General features: G+C 37.2%; 26 protein-coding genes. 11 read left to right on the top strand and 15 right to left on the bottom strand.

Going from position 1 to position 19180, the window contains the following annotated elements; genetic code table 11:
- Positions 1-28: 28 nt before the first annotated feature.
- Together ABS768_RS02270 and ABS768_RS02265 are read right to left on the bottom strand one after the other, a co-directional pair.
- On the bottom strand, positions 29-574 hold the full coding sequence (locus tag ABS768_RS02270; protein WP_408073340.1) for an acyl-CoA thioesterase: 546 nt from the start codon (positions 572-574) through the stop codon (positions 29-31).
- Between the two features lie 16 nt (positions 575-590).
- Positions 591-1994 carry a DNA recombination protein RmuC gene (locus ABS768_RS02265; protein WP_408073339.1) on the bottom strand — a complete coding sequence of 468 codons (1404 nt, stop codon included), beginning with the start codon at positions 1992-1994 and terminating at the stop codon, positions 591-593.
- Positions 1995-2091: 97 nt separating this feature from the next.
- On the opposite strand from ABS768_RS02265, the gene ABS768_RS02260 reads away from it, so the two are divergent.
- On the top strand, positions 2092-2745 hold the full coding sequence (locus ABS768_RS02260; protein ID WP_408073338.1) for a putative signal transducing protein: 654 nt from the start codon (positions 2092-2094) through the stop codon (positions 2743-2745).
- Between the two features lie 240 nt (positions 2746-2985).
- The gene (locus ABS768_RS02255) at positions 2986-3618 is read left to right on the top strand and encodes a hypothetical protein (RefSeq protein WP_408073337.1); all 633 of its coding nucleotides are present in this window, start codon (positions 2986-2988) and stop codon (positions 3616-3618) included.
- Here the strand turns inward: ABS768_RS02255 and ABS768_RS02250 are convergent.
- On the bottom strand, positions 3615-4184 hold the full coding sequence (locus ABS768_RS02250) for an anthranilate synthase component II (protein ID WP_408073336.1): 570 nt from the start codon (positions 4182-4184) through the stop codon (positions 3615-3617). The two genes, ABS768_RS02255 and ABS768_RS02250, sit on opposite strands and share 4 nt — an antisense overlap.
- Positions 4185-4467: 283 nt before the next feature.
- Here ABS768_RS02250 and epsC point away from each other — a divergent pair, with 283 nt between their 5' ends.
- Together epsC and cysK are read left to right on the top strand one after the other, a co-directional pair.
- A complete protein-coding gene (gene epsC, locus ABS768_RS02245; protein WP_408073335.1) occupies positions 4468-5283 on the top strand; it encodes a serine O-acetyltransferase EpsC in 816 nt (271 codons plus the stop codon).
- Positions 5284-5295: 12 nt separating this feature from the next.
- The gene (gene cysK / locus ABS768_RS02240) at positions 5296-6204 is read left to right on the top strand and encodes a cysteine synthase A (RefSeq protein WP_408073333.1); all 909 of its coding nucleotides are present in this window, start codon (positions 5296-5298) and stop codon (positions 6202-6204) included.
- A gap of 87 nt (positions 6205-6291) precedes the next feature.
- Here cysK and ABS768_RS02235 read toward each other — a convergent pair whose 3' ends face one another.
- The 3 genes from ABS768_RS02235 to ABS768_RS02225 form a co-directional block, all read right to left on the bottom strand.
- Entirely contained in the window at positions 6292-6861 is a 570-nt protein-coding gene (locus ABS768_RS02235; protein WP_408073332.1) for a YceI family protein, read from the bottom strand.
- Positions 6862-6888: 27 nt separating this feature from the next.
- Positions 6889-7473 carry an NAD(P)H-dependent oxidoreductase gene (locus ABS768_RS02230; RefSeq protein ID WP_408073684.1) on the bottom strand — a complete coding sequence of 195 codons (585 nt, stop codon included), beginning with the start codon at positions 7471-7473 and terminating at the stop codon, positions 6889-6891.
- A 67-nt stretch (positions 7474-7540) separates the two neighbouring features.
- Entirely contained in the window at positions 7541-7996 is a 456-nt protein-coding gene (locus ABS768_RS02225) for a MarR family winged helix-turn-helix transcriptional regulator (protein ID WP_408073331.1), read from the bottom strand.
- Between the two features lie 142 nt (positions 7997-8138).
- Between ABS768_RS02225 and ABS768_RS02220 the strand changes: the two genes are divergently transcribed.
- Genes ABS768_RS02220 through ABS768_RS02210 form a run of 3 tightly spaced genes read left to right on the top strand, consistent with a single transcriptional unit; the run spans position 8139 to position 9691 of the window.
- Positions 8139-8720 carry a TlpA disulfide reductase family protein gene (locus ABS768_RS02220; protein ID WP_408073330.1) on the top strand — a complete coding sequence of 194 codons (582 nt, stop codon included), beginning with the start codon at positions 8139-8141 and terminating at the stop codon, positions 8718-8720.
- A gap of 13 nt (positions 8721-8733) precedes the next feature.
- Positions 8734-9354, top strand: coding sequence for a thioredoxin family protein (locus ABS768_RS02215; protein WP_408073329.1), 621 nt, complete (start codon positions 8734-8736; stop codon positions 9352-9354).
- Positions 9355-9376: 22 nt separating this feature from the next.
- Positions 9377-9691: a rhodanese-like domain-containing protein gene (locus tag ABS768_RS02210; protein WP_035130569.1), complete on the top strand. Its 315-nt coding sequence runs from the start codon at positions 9377-9379 to the stop codon at positions 9689-9691.
- Between the two features lie 31 nt (positions 9692-9722).
- Here ABS768_RS02210 and ABS768_RS02205 read toward each other — a convergent pair whose 3' ends face one another.
- Complete coding sequence (locus tag ABS768_RS02205) at positions 9723-10154, bottom strand: response regulator (protein WP_408073328.1); 432 nt, start codon at positions 10152-10154, stop codon at positions 9723-9725.
- A gap of 176 nt (positions 10155-10330) precedes the next feature.
- Between ABS768_RS02205 and ABS768_RS02200 the strand changes: the two genes are divergently transcribed.
- From ABS768_RS02200 to ABS768_RS02190, 3 genes are read left to right on the top strand one after another with little or no spacing between them, the layout of a single operon-like run.
- Positions 10331-10849 carry a thioredoxin family protein gene (locus ABS768_RS02200; protein ID WP_408073327.1) on the top strand — a complete coding sequence of 173 codons (519 nt, stop codon included), beginning with the start codon at positions 10331-10333 and terminating at the stop codon, positions 10847-10849.
- 41 nt (positions 10850-10890) lie between these two features.
- A complete protein-coding gene (locus ABS768_RS02195; RefSeq protein ID WP_408073326.1) occupies positions 10891-11733 on the top strand; it encodes a GNAT family N-acetyltransferase in 843 nt (280 codons plus the stop codon).
- Positions 11734-11760: 27 nt separating this feature from the next.
- Complete coding sequence (locus ABS768_RS02190) at positions 11761-12147, top strand: rhodanese-like domain-containing protein (RefSeq protein ID WP_408073325.1); 387 nt, start codon at positions 11761-11763, stop codon at positions 12145-12147.
- Here ABS768_RS02190 and ABS768_RS02185 read toward each other — a convergent pair whose 3' ends face one another.
- The 8 genes from ABS768_RS02185 to ABS768_RS02150 all read right to left on the bottom strand — a co-directional run bounded on the left by ABS768_RS02185 (position 12148) and on the right by ABS768_RS02150 (position 17026).
- Positions 12148-12567, bottom strand: a complete 420-nt coding sequence (locus tag ABS768_RS02185) for a DUF3995 domain-containing protein (RefSeq protein WP_408073324.1) — start codon at positions 12565-12567, stop codon at positions 12148-12150.
- A 73-nt stretch (positions 12568-12640) separates the two neighbouring features.
- Positions 12641-12916, bottom strand: coding sequence for a GNAT family N-acetyltransferase (locus ABS768_RS02180; RefSeq protein WP_408073323.1), 276 nt, complete (start codon positions 12914-12916; stop codon positions 12641-12643).
- Positions 12917-12920: 4 nt separating this feature from the next.
- Positions 12921-13817 carry a pirin family protein gene (locus ABS768_RS02175; protein WP_408073322.1) on the bottom strand — a complete coding sequence of 299 codons (897 nt, stop codon included), beginning with the start codon at positions 13815-13817 and terminating at the stop codon, positions 12921-12923.
- Positions 13818-13873: 56 nt separating this feature from the next.
- Positions 13874-14233 (bottom strand): cupin domain-containing protein, encoded by a 360-nt coding sequence (locus ABS768_RS02170; protein ID WP_408073321.1) that lies wholly within the window; start codon positions 14231-14233, stop codon positions 13874-13876.
- Complete coding sequence (locus tag ABS768_RS02165; RefSeq protein WP_408073320.1) at positions 14233-14859, bottom strand: alpha/beta hydrolase; 627 nt, start codon at positions 14857-14859, stop codon at positions 14233-14235. The genes ABS768_RS02170 and ABS768_RS02165 overlap by 1 nt, the downstream gene beginning before the upstream one ends.
- 12 nt (positions 14860-14871) lie before the next feature.
- Positions 14872-15810, bottom strand: coding sequence for a ring-cleaving dioxygenase (locus ABS768_RS02160; RefSeq protein ID WP_408073319.1), 939 nt, complete (start codon positions 15808-15810; stop codon positions 14872-14874).
- Positions 15811-15856: 46 nt separating this feature from the next.
- Positions 15857-16198 carry a response regulator gene (locus ABS768_RS02155; RefSeq protein ID WP_408073317.1) on the bottom strand — a complete coding sequence of 114 codons (342 nt, stop codon included), beginning with the start codon at positions 16196-16198 and terminating at the stop codon, positions 15857-15859.
- 132 nt (positions 16199-16330) lie between these two features.
- On the bottom strand, positions 16331-17026 hold the full coding sequence (locus ABS768_RS02150) for a sterol desaturase family protein (RefSeq protein WP_408073316.1): 696 nt from the start codon (positions 17024-17026) through the stop codon (positions 16331-16333).
- Between the two features lie 243 nt (positions 17027-17269).
- Between ABS768_RS02150 and ABS768_RS02145 the strand changes: the two genes are divergently transcribed.
- Positions 17270-19105 (top strand): cytochrome-c peroxidase, encoded by a 1836-nt coding sequence (locus tag ABS768_RS02145; RefSeq protein WP_408073315.1) that lies wholly within the window; start codon positions 17270-17272, stop codon positions 19103-19105.
- The last annotated feature ends 75 nt before the right edge of the window (positions 19106-19180 follow it).

The following is a 19180-nucleotide window of genomic DNA, read 5'->3' as shown; positions in this document are numbered from 1 at the left end:
ATATATACAAAACTTAAAAAACACACCTTTACAACTCAAGTTTAACATTATACAGGTTCAAACCATCCAGAGCTTCTTTAGAGCTATGGTCAAAAGTTTCCCTGTGCAGGTTTCTTTCTTTTTTAAGAGCCACACGTTTAACAGAGTTATAAAATCGTCTTACCTCTTCAAGGTCGGATAATATTAATGTGGGTACTTTTACATTATTACCTTCCTCATCTTTTGCTACCATAGTGAAGTAAGAGGAGTTACAGTGTTTAACAACCCCGGTTTGAATGTTTTGTGCAGTAACCCTTATACCTACAACCATAGAGCTGTTACCAACATAGTTTACCGATGCTTTCATGGTTACCAGTTCGCCAATTTCAATTGGACTTAGGAAATCTACAGTATCAACCGATGCGGTAACACAGTAACGACCTGAATATTTAGAGGCGCATGCAAAGGCTATCTGGTCCATGAGCATTAGTATGTAACCACCGTGAATCTTTCCGCTAAAGTTAGAGTGTGACGGAAGCATCAGTTCTGATATAGTAACCTTAGAAGTGCTTACCTTTCTGGGCTTGGTATTCATAGCAATATGATATTAGTTAAAGGTTGGGTAGTTCATTATTGTCATCTACATCAGTATCATCCTCAGTCGCAGCAAGCAGTGCCCTGTTTACAATATTTTCAGGGAGTGCTTTTTTAGCTTTGGCACCCATCTTTTTAAGTTTTTCAATACTGGTAATTATGTTTCCGCGACCGTTAACCAGTTTGTTCATGGCACCCTCATAAGCTTTTTTACCTTCATCCATGCGTTTTCCTACCATAATAAGGTCGCCTACAAAACCTTCAAACTTGTCGTAAAGTGCTCCTGCCTGTCTTGCAATCTCGTAGGCATTTTCCTGTTGCTTCTGGTTGGTCCACATGCTGTCTATAGTACGTAGAGTTGCCAGCAGGGTGCTTGGAGTAACGATTACTATATTGCGTTCAAAAGCCTTGTTGTATAATGTTGTATCTTCATTAAGTGCTATAGCAAAAGCAGGTTCTATAGGGATGAAAAGCAACACAAAATCAGGGCTTTCCATTTTATAGATATCATGGTAGTTTTTATCACTTAACTGATCTACGTGCCTTTTAATAGACCCTACATGTTCTTTTAGATGAACGGTTCTAAGAGTTTCGTCCTCCTCGTTAACATAGCGTTCGTAAGCTACAAGCGAAACCTTAGAGTCAACAATCATTTTTTTACCATCAGGCAGGTTTATAACCACATCGGGCTGAATTCGATTTCCTTCTTCAGTAGTATAGCTTTGTTGTACCTCATACTCACGTCCTTTTTCAAGCCCTGATTTTTCCAGTACTCGTTCCAGTATAAGTTCGCCCCAGTTACCCTGCATTTTAGAGTCACCTTTAAGTGCCTTGGTAAGATTAAGTGTTTCACGGCTCATTTGCTCGTTCATTTCACGAAGCCCCAAAATTTGTTGGCGCAGGGCCGCATGGTAATCAATACTTTCCTTGTGAGTGTCTTCTACTTTTTTCTCAAATAGGTGTATTTTTTCCTGTAATGGGGAAAGTATGTTTTTAAGGTTTTCTTTATTCTGTTCGGTAAACTTGTTCGATTTTTCCTCCAGTATCTTATTAGCAAGATTCTCAAATTCTTTAGTGAATTTTTCCCTTAGCTCTTCGGTTTCCTTTCTTTGCTCGCGCATGCGCTCCATGAGGTTATCAAAATCGGTTTCTTTTTTAGTGAGCTGTACGGTAAGGGCATCTTTTGCCGTCCTTAAATCGTCACGTTCGGTAATTATCTGGGTAATCTGTTTTTCAAAAACTCCCTTTTCGTTTACAGCCTGTTGTTTTAGCTGTTCTATGGTAAGCATTAGGCTATTGTTACGTTCTTCCAGTACTTTTTTGTCTGAAGATGATTTGGAGGAAAATAAAATTCTTCCTAAGTAAATACCTAAAGCTAAGGCAATAATAAAGGCGAATAGTAATGTAATAGTATCGGGCATTTGTAGTGTATTTGCTTAAGGGTAAAATTAAGGAAAATATTGCTAGGCATTACACAAAAAAAATACTGTTATATTTGTTTTTATACAACTAATAATAATGGATAAAATAGTAGCCTTCAAAAAATTTACTGACGTGGTTCAGGCTCGAGAACTGAAAGAGTTCTTGCAAAAAAACAATATAGAGTGTTATCTGGCAGATAACGAACCCTCGGTAGATAGTTTTATAATAGGTAGCCCTATGACCGACTATGAGGTTAAAATTAAGCAGGAAGACTTTGAAAAGGCTGCCAAGCTGGTAGAAGAAAGGTTTGCCGGGATGCTGAACAATATTGATCCTGATTACTACCTGTTTTCATTTACTAATGAAGAGCTTTATGATATTATATTAAAGCAGGATGAATGGAATGAGTTTGATTATCTGCTGGCTAAAAAGCTTCTAACTGAAAGAGGTAAGACTATTGATGACGATATGATAAACAGCCTGAAAAAACAAAGGCTTGCAGATATTGCTAAAAAAGACCCTAATGAGAATGTATGGATGGTAGCAGGTTATATTTTTAGTTTACTGGGAGGTTTTATAGGAATTATTATAGGGTATATGTTATGGAAATCTAAAACCTCACTTCCGGATGGTAAATCGGTATACAGTTATACCAAAAAAGGAAGAAGTCATGGTTTTAATATATTTTGTATTGGTATTGTGGTTACGGTTATCTCTCTTTTATTCCGATTTAACTTGTATACATCATAAAAAGTCAATTTATTAGTAGTTTATGACATTGCATTTTAGTACTATTTTAAATACAAAATAATTGTTAAAATTATTTTTACGCCTTTTAGTTAATTTTAATTTTACGGAAAACCGCATAAAGAAAGGTTTTTTTAAAACTTATTGCTAAGCTTTATTTAAATTATTGGTTATCTGATATATAAATTAGGTTTTTAGGAGGTTTTTCCTATATTTGAAGGAACCACCATCTATATAAACCAAATGAAAAGAACATTTACTACTTTAAAGACTTTTCCTGATCTTGATCAGGCAAAAGAACTGAAGCGCTTTTTGTGCAAAAATGAAATCAGAAGTTTTTTAAACGACAATCACGATTCTCCTCTTGGTGATTTTGAGGTAAAGGTAATTACTACCGACTTTAATAGTGCCACAAGGTTACTGGAAGAAAAAACTGAGCAAATGGTAGGTGAGGTAACGAGTGATTATTGTTTGTACTCTTTTACAACACCACAGTTGTATGATATTCTTGTAAATAAGGATGTTTGGAGTGACTTTGATTTTATGCTTGCTAAAAAAATACTTCATGAGAAAGGAATGCCAACAGATGCCGATACCCTGTTTAAATTAAAACAGGAAAAGGCTAAAGACGCAGCCAAGCCTGAAATAAACCAGATTGTACATATTCTTGCCGGATATGTTTTGGCACTTTTAGGAGGTGTTGCAGGTATAGTGATTGGCTTCTTAATGTGGAACTCCCAAAAACAAATGCCTAGTGGTATAAGTGTATTTAGTTACACTGAGGTTGAAAGGAAACACGGCCGAATAATTTTTGGTTTGGGTATCCTGATATTCGCAATTGTACTTAGCCTGAGGTTAAGGCAGATTCCGGATTAGATTTCTAACCAGTTTTTAAGTATTGTCTTCCCGTTTGGAGTCAGTACCGATTCAGGATGGAATTGCACGCCCCTCACGTCATACCCCTTGTGACGTAGTGACATTATCTGTCCGTTTTCATCAAGAGAAGTTATTTCCAGAGTTTCAGGAAAATCTTCTTTACCAACGCACCAGGAATGGTAGCGCCCCACACAAATTTTTTTATCAAGCCCTTTAAAAAGGGGTTCGTCTTCTGCAATAATAGTTATTGTAGTGGCTACGCCGTGGTATACTGTATCGAGGTTTATAAGCTTTCCGCCAAAAACTTCGCCAATGGCCTGTTGCCCTAAACAAACGCCTAATATGCTTTTATAAGGAGCATATTTTTTAATTATACTTTCCAGTAATCCGGCATTGGCAGGGAGGCCGGGGCCGGGCGATAAAAGAATTTTATTAAAATCTTCAACATCTTCAATAAGGAGTTCGTCGTTCCTTATAACGGTAACTTCACAATCCAAACTTTCCAGATAGTGTACCAGGTTATACGTAAAGCTGTCGTAGTTATCTATTACAAGTACTTTTTTCATATTTAATGCAGGTGTGCAAATGTATGAAAGTTAACCGAAAAAAAATAATCTTAAAAATCTACTAAATTAGTAGACTAATAAAAAATATTAGCTATATTTGTTAGGCACAAAAGAATATATGGCAGTTTTAACAAACAAGTGTACGGAGTGTATGTGTTTCCTTTTTTACGGGGATGCATTAGCTGTACATGAGAATTAGGTTCATTCCTAAACAGTAAACAGTTAAAAGCTCCTCGTTACCACGAGGAGCTTTTTTTATTTATAGCCTTTTAAAAACTAATATATGAAGCATCCCGTTTATACCGCAAATTATTTGAAATCGGGGGTGTTGCCCGATAAGCAGAAAACAGGGTACTGGACAGAAGAATTTTTTCAGTGGCTGTTTTGCATAGGGCCTCAGTATACCGATTATGATTTCTTTTTAAATAAAGAAAAAGAGCTGGACGGAGTATTTTACGAGCTTCTTTGCCTTTCGGGGCTGCAGGAAGATAGAATACAACCGTTAATAAACCATCTGAAGGAAAAGGTGGTAGTGCTGCATCAAAAGATGGAAGATAGCCTTAAAGCGATTTTTGCTTTTGATCCTGCAGCCAAGTCAAGAACCGAAGTATTGGTGTCCTATCCGGGTTTTTTTGCAATAGCTATTTACCGTGTTGCGCATGAGCTTTGGATTAATAGTGTACCTGTTCTGCCAAGGCTTATAAGTGAATATGTACATGGTAAAACAGGTATTGATATTCATCCGGGGGCTACTATAGGTGATCGTTTTTTTATAGATCATGGTACGGGTATCGTTATAGGGGAAACATCAGTAATAGGTGATGACGTAAAAATATATCAGGGAGTAACACTTGGAGCGCTAAGTGTGCATAAAGAGGAAGCATCAGTAAAACGGCATCCTACCATAGGGAATAATGTTACCATTTATGCTAATGCCACCATTTTGGGAGGTAATACCATAGTGGGTGACGATTCTGTAATAGGGGGTAACGTTTGGCTTACACATTCTATACCTGCACATTCTCTGGTATATCATAAAAGTGAAATAACAATAAAATCTAAGGAAACATTTCCTGAACCATTAAATTTTGTAATATAAAACAGCGTAGATATGAAAGCAAATAATATTTTAGAAACTATAGGTAATACTCCTCACGTACAACTTAACAAGCTTTTTAAAGGCAAAAACGTATGGATTAAGCTGGAACGCAACAATCCGGGTAACAGTATTAAAGACAGGATTGCACTGGCAATGATTGAGGATGCCGAGGCTAAAGGCTTATTAAAGCCCGATAGTGTTATTATAGAGCCTACTTCGGGTAACACGGGTATCGGGCTGGCATTTGTGGCAGCAGTAAAAGGGTATAAGCTTATTCTTGTAATGCCAGAGTCGATGAGTGTGGAACGCAGGAAACTAATGTCTATTTATGGTGCCGAATTTGAACTTACCCCGCGTGAAAAGGGGATGAAAGGGGCTATTGAAAAAGCTAAGGAGCTTACGGCTGCTACGCCAAATGCCTGGTCACCAAGTCAGTTTGACAATCAGGCGAATGTAGATATTCACAGAAAGACCACAGCTCAGGAAATCCTTGCCGATTTCCCTGATGGTATTGACTACCTGATAACAGGTGTGGGTACAGGGGGACATATAACAGGCGTGGCCGATATTTTAAAACAAAAATTCCCTAACCTAAAAGTGTTTGCTGTTGAGCCGGAAACATCACCTGTACTAAGCGGAGGTGATCCTGGGCTTCATCCATTACAGGGAATAGGAGCGGGATTTATACCCTCTATATACAGAAGTGATCTTATAGATGGTGTGATTACAGTAGGTAAGGATGAAGCGTTTGATTTTGCCCGAAACATTGCAAAAACTGAAGGTATACTGGCAGGTATTTCTACAGGAGCATCATTAGCGGCTGTAAATAAAAAGCTGACTGAAATTCCTGATGGAGCTACAGTACTTACCTTTAATTATGATACAGGAGAACGTTACCTCTCTATTGAAGGATTGTTTTAAGAATTACTAATATTAATAATTTTGGTTAAAAAGAAAAGCCCCGATGGTTTCCATCGGGGCTTTTTATTTCAATTTAAACTCTAATTATTAGAACTTAAGGTTTACAGTAAGTTCAAATTCGTCGTAAATCATGTTGTCACCAAGACCATCAAAAATACTACCTGATTTGTACTCTATACCATACTTAGTTCTGTCTACATTAAACGCTGTAGTTGCAGAATTGTTGTTTACAGTTAAATCAAAAGTAACCGGTTTAGTGATATTTTTGATTGTTAAATCAGCAGTAACTGTATAAACATTACCTGATTTTGCTTTAACTGATTTGAATACTAATTTAGATGTAGCATGTTTGTCAGTACCAAAAAAATCTGCAGCTTTTAAGTGACCTTCCAGTTTCTCTTTACCTTCACCGGCTTTAAGATCGGTAACAGTGATAGAAGTCATATCTACAGTAAAATTACCACCTGTAAGTTTACCGTTTTTAAAATTAAGTACACCATCTTTAAGGCTGATAACACCCTCATGCTGACCTGTAACTTTTTTACCTACCCAGCTGATTTTACTTGATGAAGTATTGATTTTCTTGTCCTGAGCAGATGCTGTTATGGTTCCAAGAGCTACAATTAGCGCAACTACGATTGTTTTGAAATTTTTCATTGTTTTAAATTAATTGAATTTAGAATATTAGATAGTGATAAATAATTCGTTTTTAGGTTTTCTAACTTTTTTAAAGTGTTGGAAACCATCTTCTTCATGACGGTAACCTACTGCTGCAATAACTGCTGTACTAAGACCAAGTTTGTCTAAGCCCAGTATTTCGTCAAATTGCTGAGCATTAAAACCTTCCATTGGAGTAGCATCTATTTTAAGTAATGCAGCTGTGTTGATTAAAGTAGAAAGTGCAATGTAAGCCTGTTTAGCAGCCCATTCATTTTTACCTTCCTCGGTTTGGTTATTTATAAAACCATTAACCATATCTTCAAATGGTTTTAGAGACTCTTTTTCAACTTCTCTTACTTTGCTTATGTTGTCCATATAAGCATCTACATGATTTTCGCTTACGTTTTTCTCATAAGCGAAAACAAATAGTTGAGAAGATTCGGTAATACCATCCTGATTGTAACCGGCAGCTTTAAGATTTTGGCGTACTTCCGGATTTTCAATGATAAGTACTTTATAAGGCTGTAATCCCATAGATGAAACACTTAACTGTACAGCTTCTTTTAATGTTTCAAGATCCTGAGCCGATACTTTTTTGTAGGGTCGTATTTTTTTGTGGCATAGCGCCAGTTTAAACTTTCAATATAATTTTCCATTTTTTTATCTTCTTATTTGATTATGCGTTTCTGTATTTTTCTAATAATGTATTTAGTGTTTCCTGTTCTTCAGGAGTCAGGTTTTTAGCAAGCCTGTTTTCATGGTTGTCAATAATAGGATCCAGTTCTTTTAATAAATCCAGACCTTTTTGGGTTATAGCGACTTCCATTTTCCTTCTGTTATCAGGGCAAACCTGTCGGGTTACCAGTTCTTTTAGTAGCAGTTTATCTACCAGTCGGGTAGTGTTGCTGGTTTTGGCAATCATGCGTTCCTGTATTACACACATGTTGGCAGGTTTTCCTTTTTGACCTCTAAGTATCCTCAAAACATTGTATTGTTCTGAAGACAAATCGTAAGCTTTTGTTACTTCCGAAAAATTTTCTCCAACCACATTTTGGGTATACATAATATTTAATATTATCTTTTTTGGGAGACTCATTGGGGCAGTAGCTTTTATAACTTCTTCTATCTTCATAATTGTATCTACAATATTTGTATGTACAAATGTATTGTGTTTTTATATTTGTATATACAAATATTGTGTTAAAAATTTGTTAACGACGAGTGAATGGCTTTTTTTGCCTTAATTTTATTGGCCTTAACATAAATAGACATTCATGAAAAAAATGCTATTAGCAGGGTTTGCGGCAATATTTTTGTTGTATTCCTGCAATGAAAAAAAAGAAAAAGAGGGTGAAGAAGAGCTAAAAGAGACTACAGATACAATTGTTAAAGCAAAAATGCCAGCTCCCATACATGCTTATACTAAGGATAGCGTTACCGTAAATGCATACAATTATGACGGACTGGAATATTTCCTTACCAAAAGTAATGATACGACCTATGTGGTAAATTTTTGGGCTACGTGGTGCGTACCCTGTGTAGAAGAGTTACCATATTTTGAGCAGCTAAACGAAAAGTATAAAAACGATAAGGTAAAAGTACTGCTGGTAAGCCTTGATATGCATAAGTCGGTAGAGAGCAGGCTTATTCCCTTTATAAAGAATAAAAAGCTTCAAAGCGATGTGGTTATGCTTCGTGATCCTGATGCCGATACTTGGATAAGGAAAATAGATACCACATGGAGCGGGGCATTACCGGCGACCATTATTTATAATAAAAATGAACGTAAGTTTTATGAACAGTCATTCACTTACGATGAACTGGAAAAAGAATTAAATAATTTTATCAAACCATAATAAATCATAAATAATGAAAGCAATAAAATTTTTAGGTGCATTTGCCATAATAGGAGTACTGTTTGCATTTACAGTTAGTAAGTCGGCTGATGCTGTAAACGGATATAAAGTGGGCGATGTAGCAACCGATTTCAGTCTTAAAAATATTGACGGGAAGAAAGTATCGTTAAAGGACTTTAAGGATGCCAAAGGCTACATTGTAGTGTTTACCTGTAATCACTGCCCATATGCACAGGCGTATGAGGACAGGATTGTAGCGCTAGACAGGAAATACAAAAAACAGGGGTATCCGGTAATTGCCATTAACCCTAACAACCCTGAGAAACTAAAAGACGATAGTTTTGAAAATATGCAGGTTAGGGCAAAAGAAAAAGGGTTTACATTCCCATATCTATTAGACGAGGGTCAAAAAATATATCCGCAGTATGGTGCTACAAAAACACCACATGTTTATGTGCTTCAAAAAACAGCTAAAGGTAATGTAGTAAAATACATAGGTGCTATAGATGACAACTATGAGGATGAGGCTGCTGTTACTAAAAAGTATGTTGAAGATGCAGTAAACTCACTTTTAAAAGGAAAAGAAGTTAGTGTAAAAGAAACTAAGGCTATTGGCTGTTCGATAAAAGCATAATACCTTTGCCAAAAATAACAGAATGAACTTATCACAACAGGAATGGTGGGACAAAGCACAGGAAGACGAAAATGCAGTTATCCTGGATGTCCGTACTGAAGACGAATGGAATCGTGGTATTATACCGGGAGCCATTAATATAGATATCTATAAAGGTCAGGGATTTATTTATGCCGTAGAGGAGCTTGATAAATCTAAAAACTACTATGTTTATTGTGCAGCCGGAGGACGAAGTGCACAGGCCTGCAGTATTATGAATCAGTTAGGTTTTGAAACTGCCTATAACCTTATTGGGGGTATTACCCAGTGGGATGGTCCGGTAAATGAGCCTGAATAAAATAAAAAAGAGAGCCAAACGGCTCTCTTTTTTATTTTCCCGATGAGGTAAACGAGTTAATGTTTTCCTTCCAGTAATCAATCAGGTTTTTTATACGTTCCTTGTAGCTGTTGTAATCACTTCCCTTATGGATATAATCCTGAATGGAAAGTTTATTGGCCTGTCTTACAGATTGCTCATCCTGAGCATTTGATATAAATACATAAGGGATATCCTTATCCATAAATATCTCTTCCTGTAATATCAATTCCCTTAGTTCAAAGCCGCCCAGTTTAGGCATATTAATGTCGGAAATTACTATAAAAGGCTCTACCTCAGGTTTTCTTAAGTAATCAAGAGCTTCTACACCGTCATGAAAAAATACCAGTTTGTTTTTATATCCAAGATCCCTGAATATTTCCTGTAAAATTTCCCTGTCGTCCTCGTCATCCTCAATAATTAAAATATCCCTATGTTTTTTCATTGTAGGTTTTCCTTGTTGTTTTGGTTTGATTTTTACTATGCATAGATAGTAATTATTAGAGGCTTTTGTGTTATAATATTAAGCATGTTTTTTATCATTCTAATGTTAGGGATATAAGTAATTACTTATATTTACTTAAATTGCACAGGTATAAAATTTTTTAATCCAACTAAAAAATGAAAATAAAATCAATCTTACTTTGTATCTTCCTTTTAGGAAGTTTAACCGTGGCGCATGCTCAGGAGGATGCTTCAACGGTTTTACAAACGGCTTATACACAGGCTAAAAAAGAAAACAAAAAAGTATTTGTAATATTCCATGCCTCATGGTGCGGCTGGTGTAAAAAGATGGAAAAGAACATGCAGAGTCCGTCATGCAAAAAACTTTTTGATAATAATTATGTTACTACTTTTTTAACAGTACAGGAGTCACCAAAGAATAAGAATCTTGAAAACCCGGGGGCTGCCGATCTTTTGGCAAAATATAAAGCATCGGGCGTAGGGATACCGTTTTGGGTAATACTGGATACCGATGGTACTTTACTGACAGATTCATTTAACAGCAAAGGTGAAAACCTGGGTTGCCCGGCAACGGCAGAAGAAGTAGGGGAGTTTGTAACCAAACTTAAAAAAACGTCTAAGCTTACAAAAGCCCAACTTGACGTAGTTTCACAGGTTTTTACTATTAAGAAATAACTGTTCCGTATTTCGGGACATAAAAAAAGAGATGTCCTACTATGGTCTTACTTTTTAAAACATTGGAAAGCACTGCAATACCTCAATTACTTGAGGTGTTTAACAGTGCTTTTTCTGATTATGCCATCCCCATGAAACTGGATGAGTCTTTTTTTTGCCGTAAGCTTTTTACCGAAGGTGTTTCATTATCACATTCGGCAGGTGTGTTTGATGGCGATAAACTGGTGGCTTTTATATTTCACGGTATGGACGAATTTAACGGAAGCAAAAACGTATTTAATGCCGCTACCGGAGTAATTCCTTCACACCGCGGACAGCGTTTGGTAGAACAGATGTACAATTACATGCTCCCTGTATTGCATAAAGAGGGGTATAATCACCATCAGCTGGAGGTACTTGAAGGTAACGACAAGGCTGAAAGGGCCTATGAAAAAGTAGGCTTTCGCCGAACACGTTATGTGATAGGTTACGATGGCGTGGTTGAGGCGGTTCCGTTTTCAGGTTTCGAGATAAGGGAAGTAGCTTATATTGATTGGAAATATATACAGACTTTTTGGGATATAGAGCCTGCATGGCAAAACCATATTCCAACCATTCAAAGGGCTATGGACAGGCAAAAGGTAATAGCCGCCTTTGCAGATGATCAAATGGTGGGGTACCTTGTATATGATACCTTTAACGGAAGGACTAAACAGTTTGCCGTTAAACAGGATTTCAGAAGAAAAGGTATAGGCCATGCCCTTATGGCGACAGCTTCTAACGCTTTGGGTAAAGTTGCCCTTATCAATTATGATGATAACGATAAGGGGGCGAAGTCATTTTTTAACGCCTTGGGTTTAAAACCTAATTACCGACTTATTGAAATGGTATATATTTACTCTTAACTTTGCAAACACACTAAAATTTTAAGCATGAAAAAACTATTGTATATCACATCGCTATTAATTGCACTTGTTTCCTGCCAGGCACAGAAGAAAGACGGAACAGAACTGCTTTCGCCTACAGAGTTTGCCCATAAGGTAGAAACGGAAAAAGGTCAGCTTATTGATGTACGTACTCCGGGAGAATACAAATCGGGTTATATAGACGGAGCTGTTAATATCCATCTTTATGACAAGGACTTTGAACAGCGTATCGATAAACTGGATAAAGATGAAACGGTATATGTGTACTGCAAAGCCGGAGGACGTAGTGCTGAAGCGGTTGAAATAATGCACGAAAAAGGCTTTAAGCACATTGTAGAGCTTGATGGTGGTATGGATGCCTGGAATGAGGCAGGAGAGCCGGTAAAGAAATAATTAGCCTATAAAGAAAATAAGATAGCAGAAAAATGCTATTGCCATACATAAAGGTGAATAATAACGGGTGTCGTTCTTAGCAAAGAGGGTACCCGTTGTTTTTTTAAAGAAGCCTATGTATTTAAAATCGCCAATAGCCCTTAATGAGAATATAATACCAATAATGAGTGTGGCATATTTAAAAAAGTTCAATTCCACATAAGCTTTAAAAATATCAAGGTTGCCTATCATTATAAAGGCGAATATACCCAGCCCGGCAGCAACAGCAAGCGTCACTAAAGGTCGGGGTTCAAAGACTTTTTTATCTTCTATTACAGGTATTACAGCATTAGTGCCGCGTGTGCCTCCCATAGCCCAATACACATGTAAAAACGACAGGAATATAAATATGGAAGTATTTATTAAAACAGGAAAAATCATTACGGTTTAGTTTAGTTTCTATAAAGTTACCGATTTTAAATCGTAATGATTTTTGAATAGTATTAAAAATATGTTACTGTGCTAAAACATCATGAATTTCTTCATGTTTGTCAAACATTTTTTTAGCAAAAGGGCATAATGGGATTATTTTGCTGTTGTTGTTTCGGGCAAATGTAACGGCCTCGTCCAATAGTTTTTTACCTATACCTTTAAAGTCAGGGTTGCCTATGGTGTGTTCGATAATAAATTTATCTCCTGCCCATACATAGGTCATTATACCGGCCTGGACATCGCCTTCTATAGCTTTAAAGTGGCCTTTTTTGCCATCATCATAATGTTTTATTTCCATGGGGTTAGTGTTTTGGTTTAAAGTTAGTGTTTTGTGGAGGCAGGGGGACAAAACCTGTTTCTCCTTCTATTTTAGGGAAGGTTTGGTCCAGCCATCTTTGCTTGGCATCTTCAATAAGTTCGTATGATGTTGCCACAAAATTCCAGTATATATGCCTTGGCTCAGGGAAAGGTTCTCCGCCAAAAATATATACAGTACTGTTTTCATTAATGGTGAATTCGCAAAGTGAGGCTTCTTTGGCTACCAATAACTGTTTTGGTTCAAAAGTATTTCCGTCACTTTCAATACTCCCTTCCAGTATGTATAATCCGCTTTCGCCATACAGGTTTTTACCTATGCTAAGCTTTTGTTTTGTTTTACTTTTAATTTCTATGAAATACAGTTTGCTGTAAACCGGTACGGGCGATTTTTTACCGAAAGCCTCTCCGGCAATCAGTTTAAAATTAACACTATCTTCTTGCCAGGCAGGTAGCTGATTTTCTTCTACATGAACGAAAGACGGATCCATTTGCTCAAATTCCTTTGGTAGGGCTACCCAAATCTGTAATCCGTGAAGGCTTTTATCAGAATGTCTCAGGTGGTCAGGAGTGCGTTCAGAATGGACTATCCCTTTTCCGGCAGTCATCCAGTTGACCTGTCCCGGTTTTATTTCCACCTCAGACCCCAAACTGTCCTTGTGCATAATGCTGCCTTCAAACAGATAGGTTAGGGTAGAAAGCCCAATGTGTGGATGCGGACCCACATCCATATTTTCGTTGTCCTTAAGAGCAACAGGCCCCATGTGGTCTATAAAAGCAAACGGCCCTACTGTCCTCTTGTCCTTAAAAGGTAAAAGCCTTCCAACTAAAAAGTTACCTATGTCGCTGGGACGTTCTTCTATAATCAGATTAATGTTTGACATGATGAAGTTTTAAAAGGTTTAAATTACGAATAATTGTCTTACAAAAACGAATTATGTTATTCTAATGTAATAAACATGGAAGACCGAACTTCGTTTACAATATTGCGGGTTTTATGTCCCTTGCCTTCAGTGTCTTCCACTAACAGGATATCTCCGCCCTTAAAGTATCTTTTTTCGCCCAATGAGGTTTCTATTTCAATCGTACCATCTATAAGGATAATGTACTGCCTGTTTGGAGCGTTATGGAAATCATAATCGTAGGTTGGTGCAACCTTTCTAAACTGAACCGTGCCTGCCTTTTGTGCTTCCGAAAGGAAACCTATTTCTCCGGCATCGTTTAAAGTAACGGAGACAGATTCAAAATGACTGTCTCCGTTAGCATCAGTGTGTATTCGTGTTATATTAAAAGCTTCCATCAGGCAAAATTTGTATTAAGCCATTCGGCAGTAAGATCAATGTCGTTTTGGGTAAGGTTGTGCCCTGTAAGCAAATCATGATGCTCTACAGTAAAACCTAACTCGTTTAATTTGTCCAGATACTCTGCCGTTTCGTTTGGATTAATGGTAGGATCCAGCCTTCCCGAACTGAAAAATACAGGTACACCGGTATCGGTGCCAATGGATTTTACTTCTTTAAACGGCTGCATAGGTCTATATAGAATAGCTCCTGCCAAAAACTCAGGATACTTAATTAATGTTGATCCTGCAATATTGGCTCCGTTAGAGTAGCCCAAAGCAATAAGTCTGGTAATGTCAAACTCTTCTTTATTGGCTATAGATTCTATGAAGGATACCATCTCATCGGTACGAAAATCAAGGTCTTTTTCATCAAACACTCCCATGCCAAGGCGTTTAAAAAAGCGCGGCATACCATGTTCGCTTACATTTCCCCTAAGACTAAGAATATTAAAACGGTCTCCAAAATCTTTAGCCAAAGGGATAAGGTCTTTCTCGTTGCCACCGGTGCCGTGCAGCAGCAATAGTGTATAGGCTGCTGCATTTCCGGATGACTGATATATATATTTTAACGGTTCAAATTTCATTTTTAAAAAGTATTAGTTAATAGGTGCTAAATGAGCTTCAAGTTCACTTCTGCGTGATTCATATTGTTCCGGTAACTTAAGGCCTTTGCCTAAGTCTTCAAGTTTCTCGTCTACTGTAAACCCAGGGTTATCGGTAGCAATTTCAAACAATACTCCTCCCGGTTCCCTAAAGTATAAAGAGTGGAAGTAGTTACGGTCTATTTGCGGGGTAATGTTAAGTCCGGCTGTAAATACTTTCTCTCTGAACTTCATTAAGGTTTCATCGTCTTTTACCCTAAAGGCAACATGGTGAACAGTACCATTTGCAACATGTCCGCGTTTTTCTTCTTTCAGTTCAACAATGTCAACTATAGCAGCGTTCTCTACAGCATCGGTAATAAAACGATAGCGATTAACATCCTGACTTACCAGTTTATAACCGAATATTTCGGTCAATACGGCTGCTGTACCTGTCATGTTGTTTAAAGTAAGGGTTACGTTATGGAACCCTCTGGTAGCAATATCGGCTTTAACTTCGTCGGTTTCCCAAGGTTTGCGATCATCATGAGTGGCCGATTCTATAAGTTCCAGTTTTAATCCGTCAGGATCCAGGAAGGTTAAATACCTTTCCCCAAACCTTTCGGCAGGTTTGTTATAGATTACATTGTATCTTTCAAAGCGTTCTACCCATTTTTCAAGGCTTCCCTTAGGTACTGAGTAACCAATCTCTGTTGCCATACCCGAACCTCTTCGTCCCTGTGGTATACCTGCTCCCCAAGGGAAGAATGTTAGTATAGTACCGGCACTACCTATCTCGTCTCCAAAATAAAAGTGGTAAGTACCCGGGTCATCAAAGTTTACGGTTTTTTTGATGAAGCGTAAACCAAGAATTTTAGAATAAAAGTCAAAATTACGTTTGGCGTCTCCTGCTATCGCAGTAATATGATGTAAGCCTAATATTTTATTTTCCATGATATCTGTTTTTAATTGTTATGTAAAATTACGATTGGTTTAAAAGTTATGCATTGAACTGGGACAAGAAGTTAATTATCTCAGGGTCATTGTTTAAAGCTGCCTGGATTTCATTATATAATAATCCGCTTCCCCCACCGTAATGCTGAATGATTTTTGTTTTAGGGTTGTGTTTTGTAAAAAACGATCTTAGTGATATTTCGGTTTGTTCGTCAATTCCGCATCCTAACAATACAAGGTAAATACTGTTGTTTTTAAATAAAGTCATAGCCTCGTTTTCATCAGTAGTACCAAACCCGGTCCATAGTTCATTTTTATTAATGAGCCTTACAACCGTTTCCTTAATTTCAGGGTGTTTTCCTATATATAATATGTTTATCGTTTCCATTGTAATGCTGCTTTGATTTTACATTACAAAGTTCCGTTAAACAGTTACCCTGTGCATTGAACTGGGACAAGAAATGTATATTCTACAAAAGGCAGCCAATTGGCTGCCTTTTGTAGAATTATGTATGTAATATTATTTTCGGTCGTCTATAAACTCACCTGATTTGGTTGCTTCCTTTTCCTGATTGATAAAGTTAGGCATGGTTCCAAAAATATAATCCCAAAGCGGTGAAGATACCCCAAAGGCTTTGTCAGGCTGCCTGTAATGGTGTACGGCATGGTGGTGCCATAATGTTTTAAGGAAATTGTTAGGCACCGTAAAAATATGTACGCTGTAATGAATACATAAATAGATAGTATACCCCATAAGGAAACCTGCCAGAAACCCAAAAACATAATCGCCCATCATGGCCCTGTATAAAAGAAAGAAAAAGGTAGCCAGTACAAGCGCAATAATAGGAGGCATGGCGAGCCTTTGTTTGTCTTTAGGATAATCATGGTGTACTCCGTGTACCTTGTAACTAAAGCTTTCGGTCGTAACCTCATGGTTATGGTCACCTTCTTTAATATGATATAGGTAACGGTGTACTATATATTCTATAAAGGTAAAAACAAACATCCCTGCAAAGAACAGTATTATGATTTGCGGAGTGGTAAAACCTTTTTCGATTATACCATAATATATTAATAAAGCCGATATAACGGTGAAAATAGTAAGAGGCATGGCGATATGGGTGCGTGTCAGTTTTTCCAGTAGCGGGTTTTTAAACAGCGTGGCACTGCCTTTATGTTTTGGTCTTGGGCGTCTTATTTTGGTTGATTCAGACATGGTTGTGATTTTTTTGATGGATTGATGATAAATGAACTTTGAACACACAAGTTACTAAATTTATCAATTTGTTTTATTCTTAAAAAGGTAAAAATGCCCCTGTTTGTAAACAGTTGCCTGTTGAAAACCCTTGTCACAGTTACTGTTTTTTCGTTTTAGTTTAATCATTTCTTAATGTGGCGGTAATGTGTATAGGTGTTTCGCTAATTAAGTTTGCTTTTTGAATAATGTATTTTTTAAGAGATGATAGGTTCCTATAAAAAAATTGTTGCAGCTGTGGTGGTACTGGCAGGTTCATTTACCATTATTTCATTTACCCGAAACACCAGTTCGGCACCTCCGGAGGTATTAAGCAATTATTTTTCGCAGTTCAACCTTTCGTTAGAAAAGCTTGATAAAACCACTAATGATTTCAGGTATGGTAAAACCAGCCTGGATTCGGTACAGTTAGCTTTAAAAAACACCCGTTTATCCTATAAAAAGGTTGAGTTCTTTTTAGCCTTTTATTATGCCGAATATATAAAGAGCCATATTAACGGAGCACCTTTAATGCATATTGAAAAAGAAGGTACGATGCCAAAGGTTGTTAGTCCTGAAGGATTACAGGTTTTGGACGAACTTGTTTTTTCTGATGAAGCAGAGGCAGAAAGAAATCAGATAGCTTCGTTGTCAAAAACCATAAAAATGAAGTATGCTGTATTATATAGCAGCATTACAGGTCAGGAATTCAACAACCAGTATAATGTTACTGCCATGAGACAGCAGCTTATAAGGGATTTTAGTATGGGAGTGACAGGTTTTGATACGCCGGGCTCACTAAACGGACTGGAAGAGGTACAATCTTCCTTTCAGGGGATGCTTGCTTTTTTTAAAGATAACTACAATGGTGATGCTGTAGCCAAAAGTAAAGTGATACAGCTGTTTGAGGAGGCTATAGCTTATTTGAATAATCCGGTTTCTTTTGAAGATTTTGACAGGCTTACTTTCCTTAAATCATATATAGATCCTTTGTATAAAAAACTGGGAGAGCTGGAAGGTACTGTTAATCCTGATTACCTGAAATATACATCGGGTTGGAATCCCGAGAGTACTTCTATTTTCGCTGCCGATTTTTTAAACCCGTATTATTTTACCGAGCTTAAAAAGGAAGATGATAGTAAAGAACTTAGAGAACTGGGTAAAACATTGTTTTATGATCCTGTAGTTAGTAATGAAGGGAAGTTAAGTTGTGCAAGCTGTCATAATCCGGATAAAGGCTTTACCGATGGTGTGCCAAAATCATTAAGCAATATACAGGGGAAAACGGTTTTACGTAATGCACCAACATTGCTAAATGCAGTGTATGCCGACAGATACTTTTATGACCTTAGGGCGTTTAGCCTGGAACAGCAGGCAGAGCATGTTATTTTTAATCATGACGAATTCAATACAGCTTATAGTGATATCCTTAATAAGCTTAAAGCTGATAAGACTTATGCCGATAAATTTAAAACTGTATTTGGTAAAAATGCTGTAACGAGAGAGAATTTTTCAAAGGCCTTGGTTTCTTATGTAATGTCACTACAGTCGTTTAGTAGTCCGTTTGATAAATACATAAGGGGAGAACAGGCAGATATACCTGCCGAGGTAAAGAGAGGTTTTAACCTGTTTGCAGGAAAAGCAAATTGTGCTACCTGTCACTTTATGCCAACCTTTAGCGGACTGGTACCTCCTTTTTATAACGAGAACGAAAGTGAGATACTTGGGGTGCTGGACGACCCTAAAAAAACACCAAGGCTGGATATGGATATGGGAAGGAATGATAACAAAATACAATCAGAGCAGGCGTGGATATACGAACGTTCCTTTAAAACTACAACTGTAAGGAATATAGAAGTTACAGGTCCTTATTTTCATAACGGGGCATACAGCACCCTTGAAGAAGTTATTGATTTTTATGATAACGGGGGAGGAGAAGGAGTAGGGCTTGGAGTAAGCAATCAAACCCTGTCGCCCGATGCCTTAAATCTAACCGATGAGGAAAAAAGTGACCTTATTGCCTTCCTGAAATCACTTACTGATTTATCATCAGCCAGATAGATATGGTGCAGTTTACATTAAGTAAACATATCCACGATATTTCATTTTATAATTAATTGTTATTTAAACTAGGTA

Origin of the sequence: Flavobacterium rhizophilum, from assembly GCF_046000485.1 — a bacterium.
Classification (GTDB): Bacteria; Bacteroidota; Bacteroidia; order Flavobacteriales; family Flavobacteriaceae; genus Flavobacterium; species Flavobacterium rhizophilum.
The sequence above is the reverse complement of the archived record's forward strand: the minus strand, read 5'-3'. Positions and strand labels throughout refer to the sequence as shown.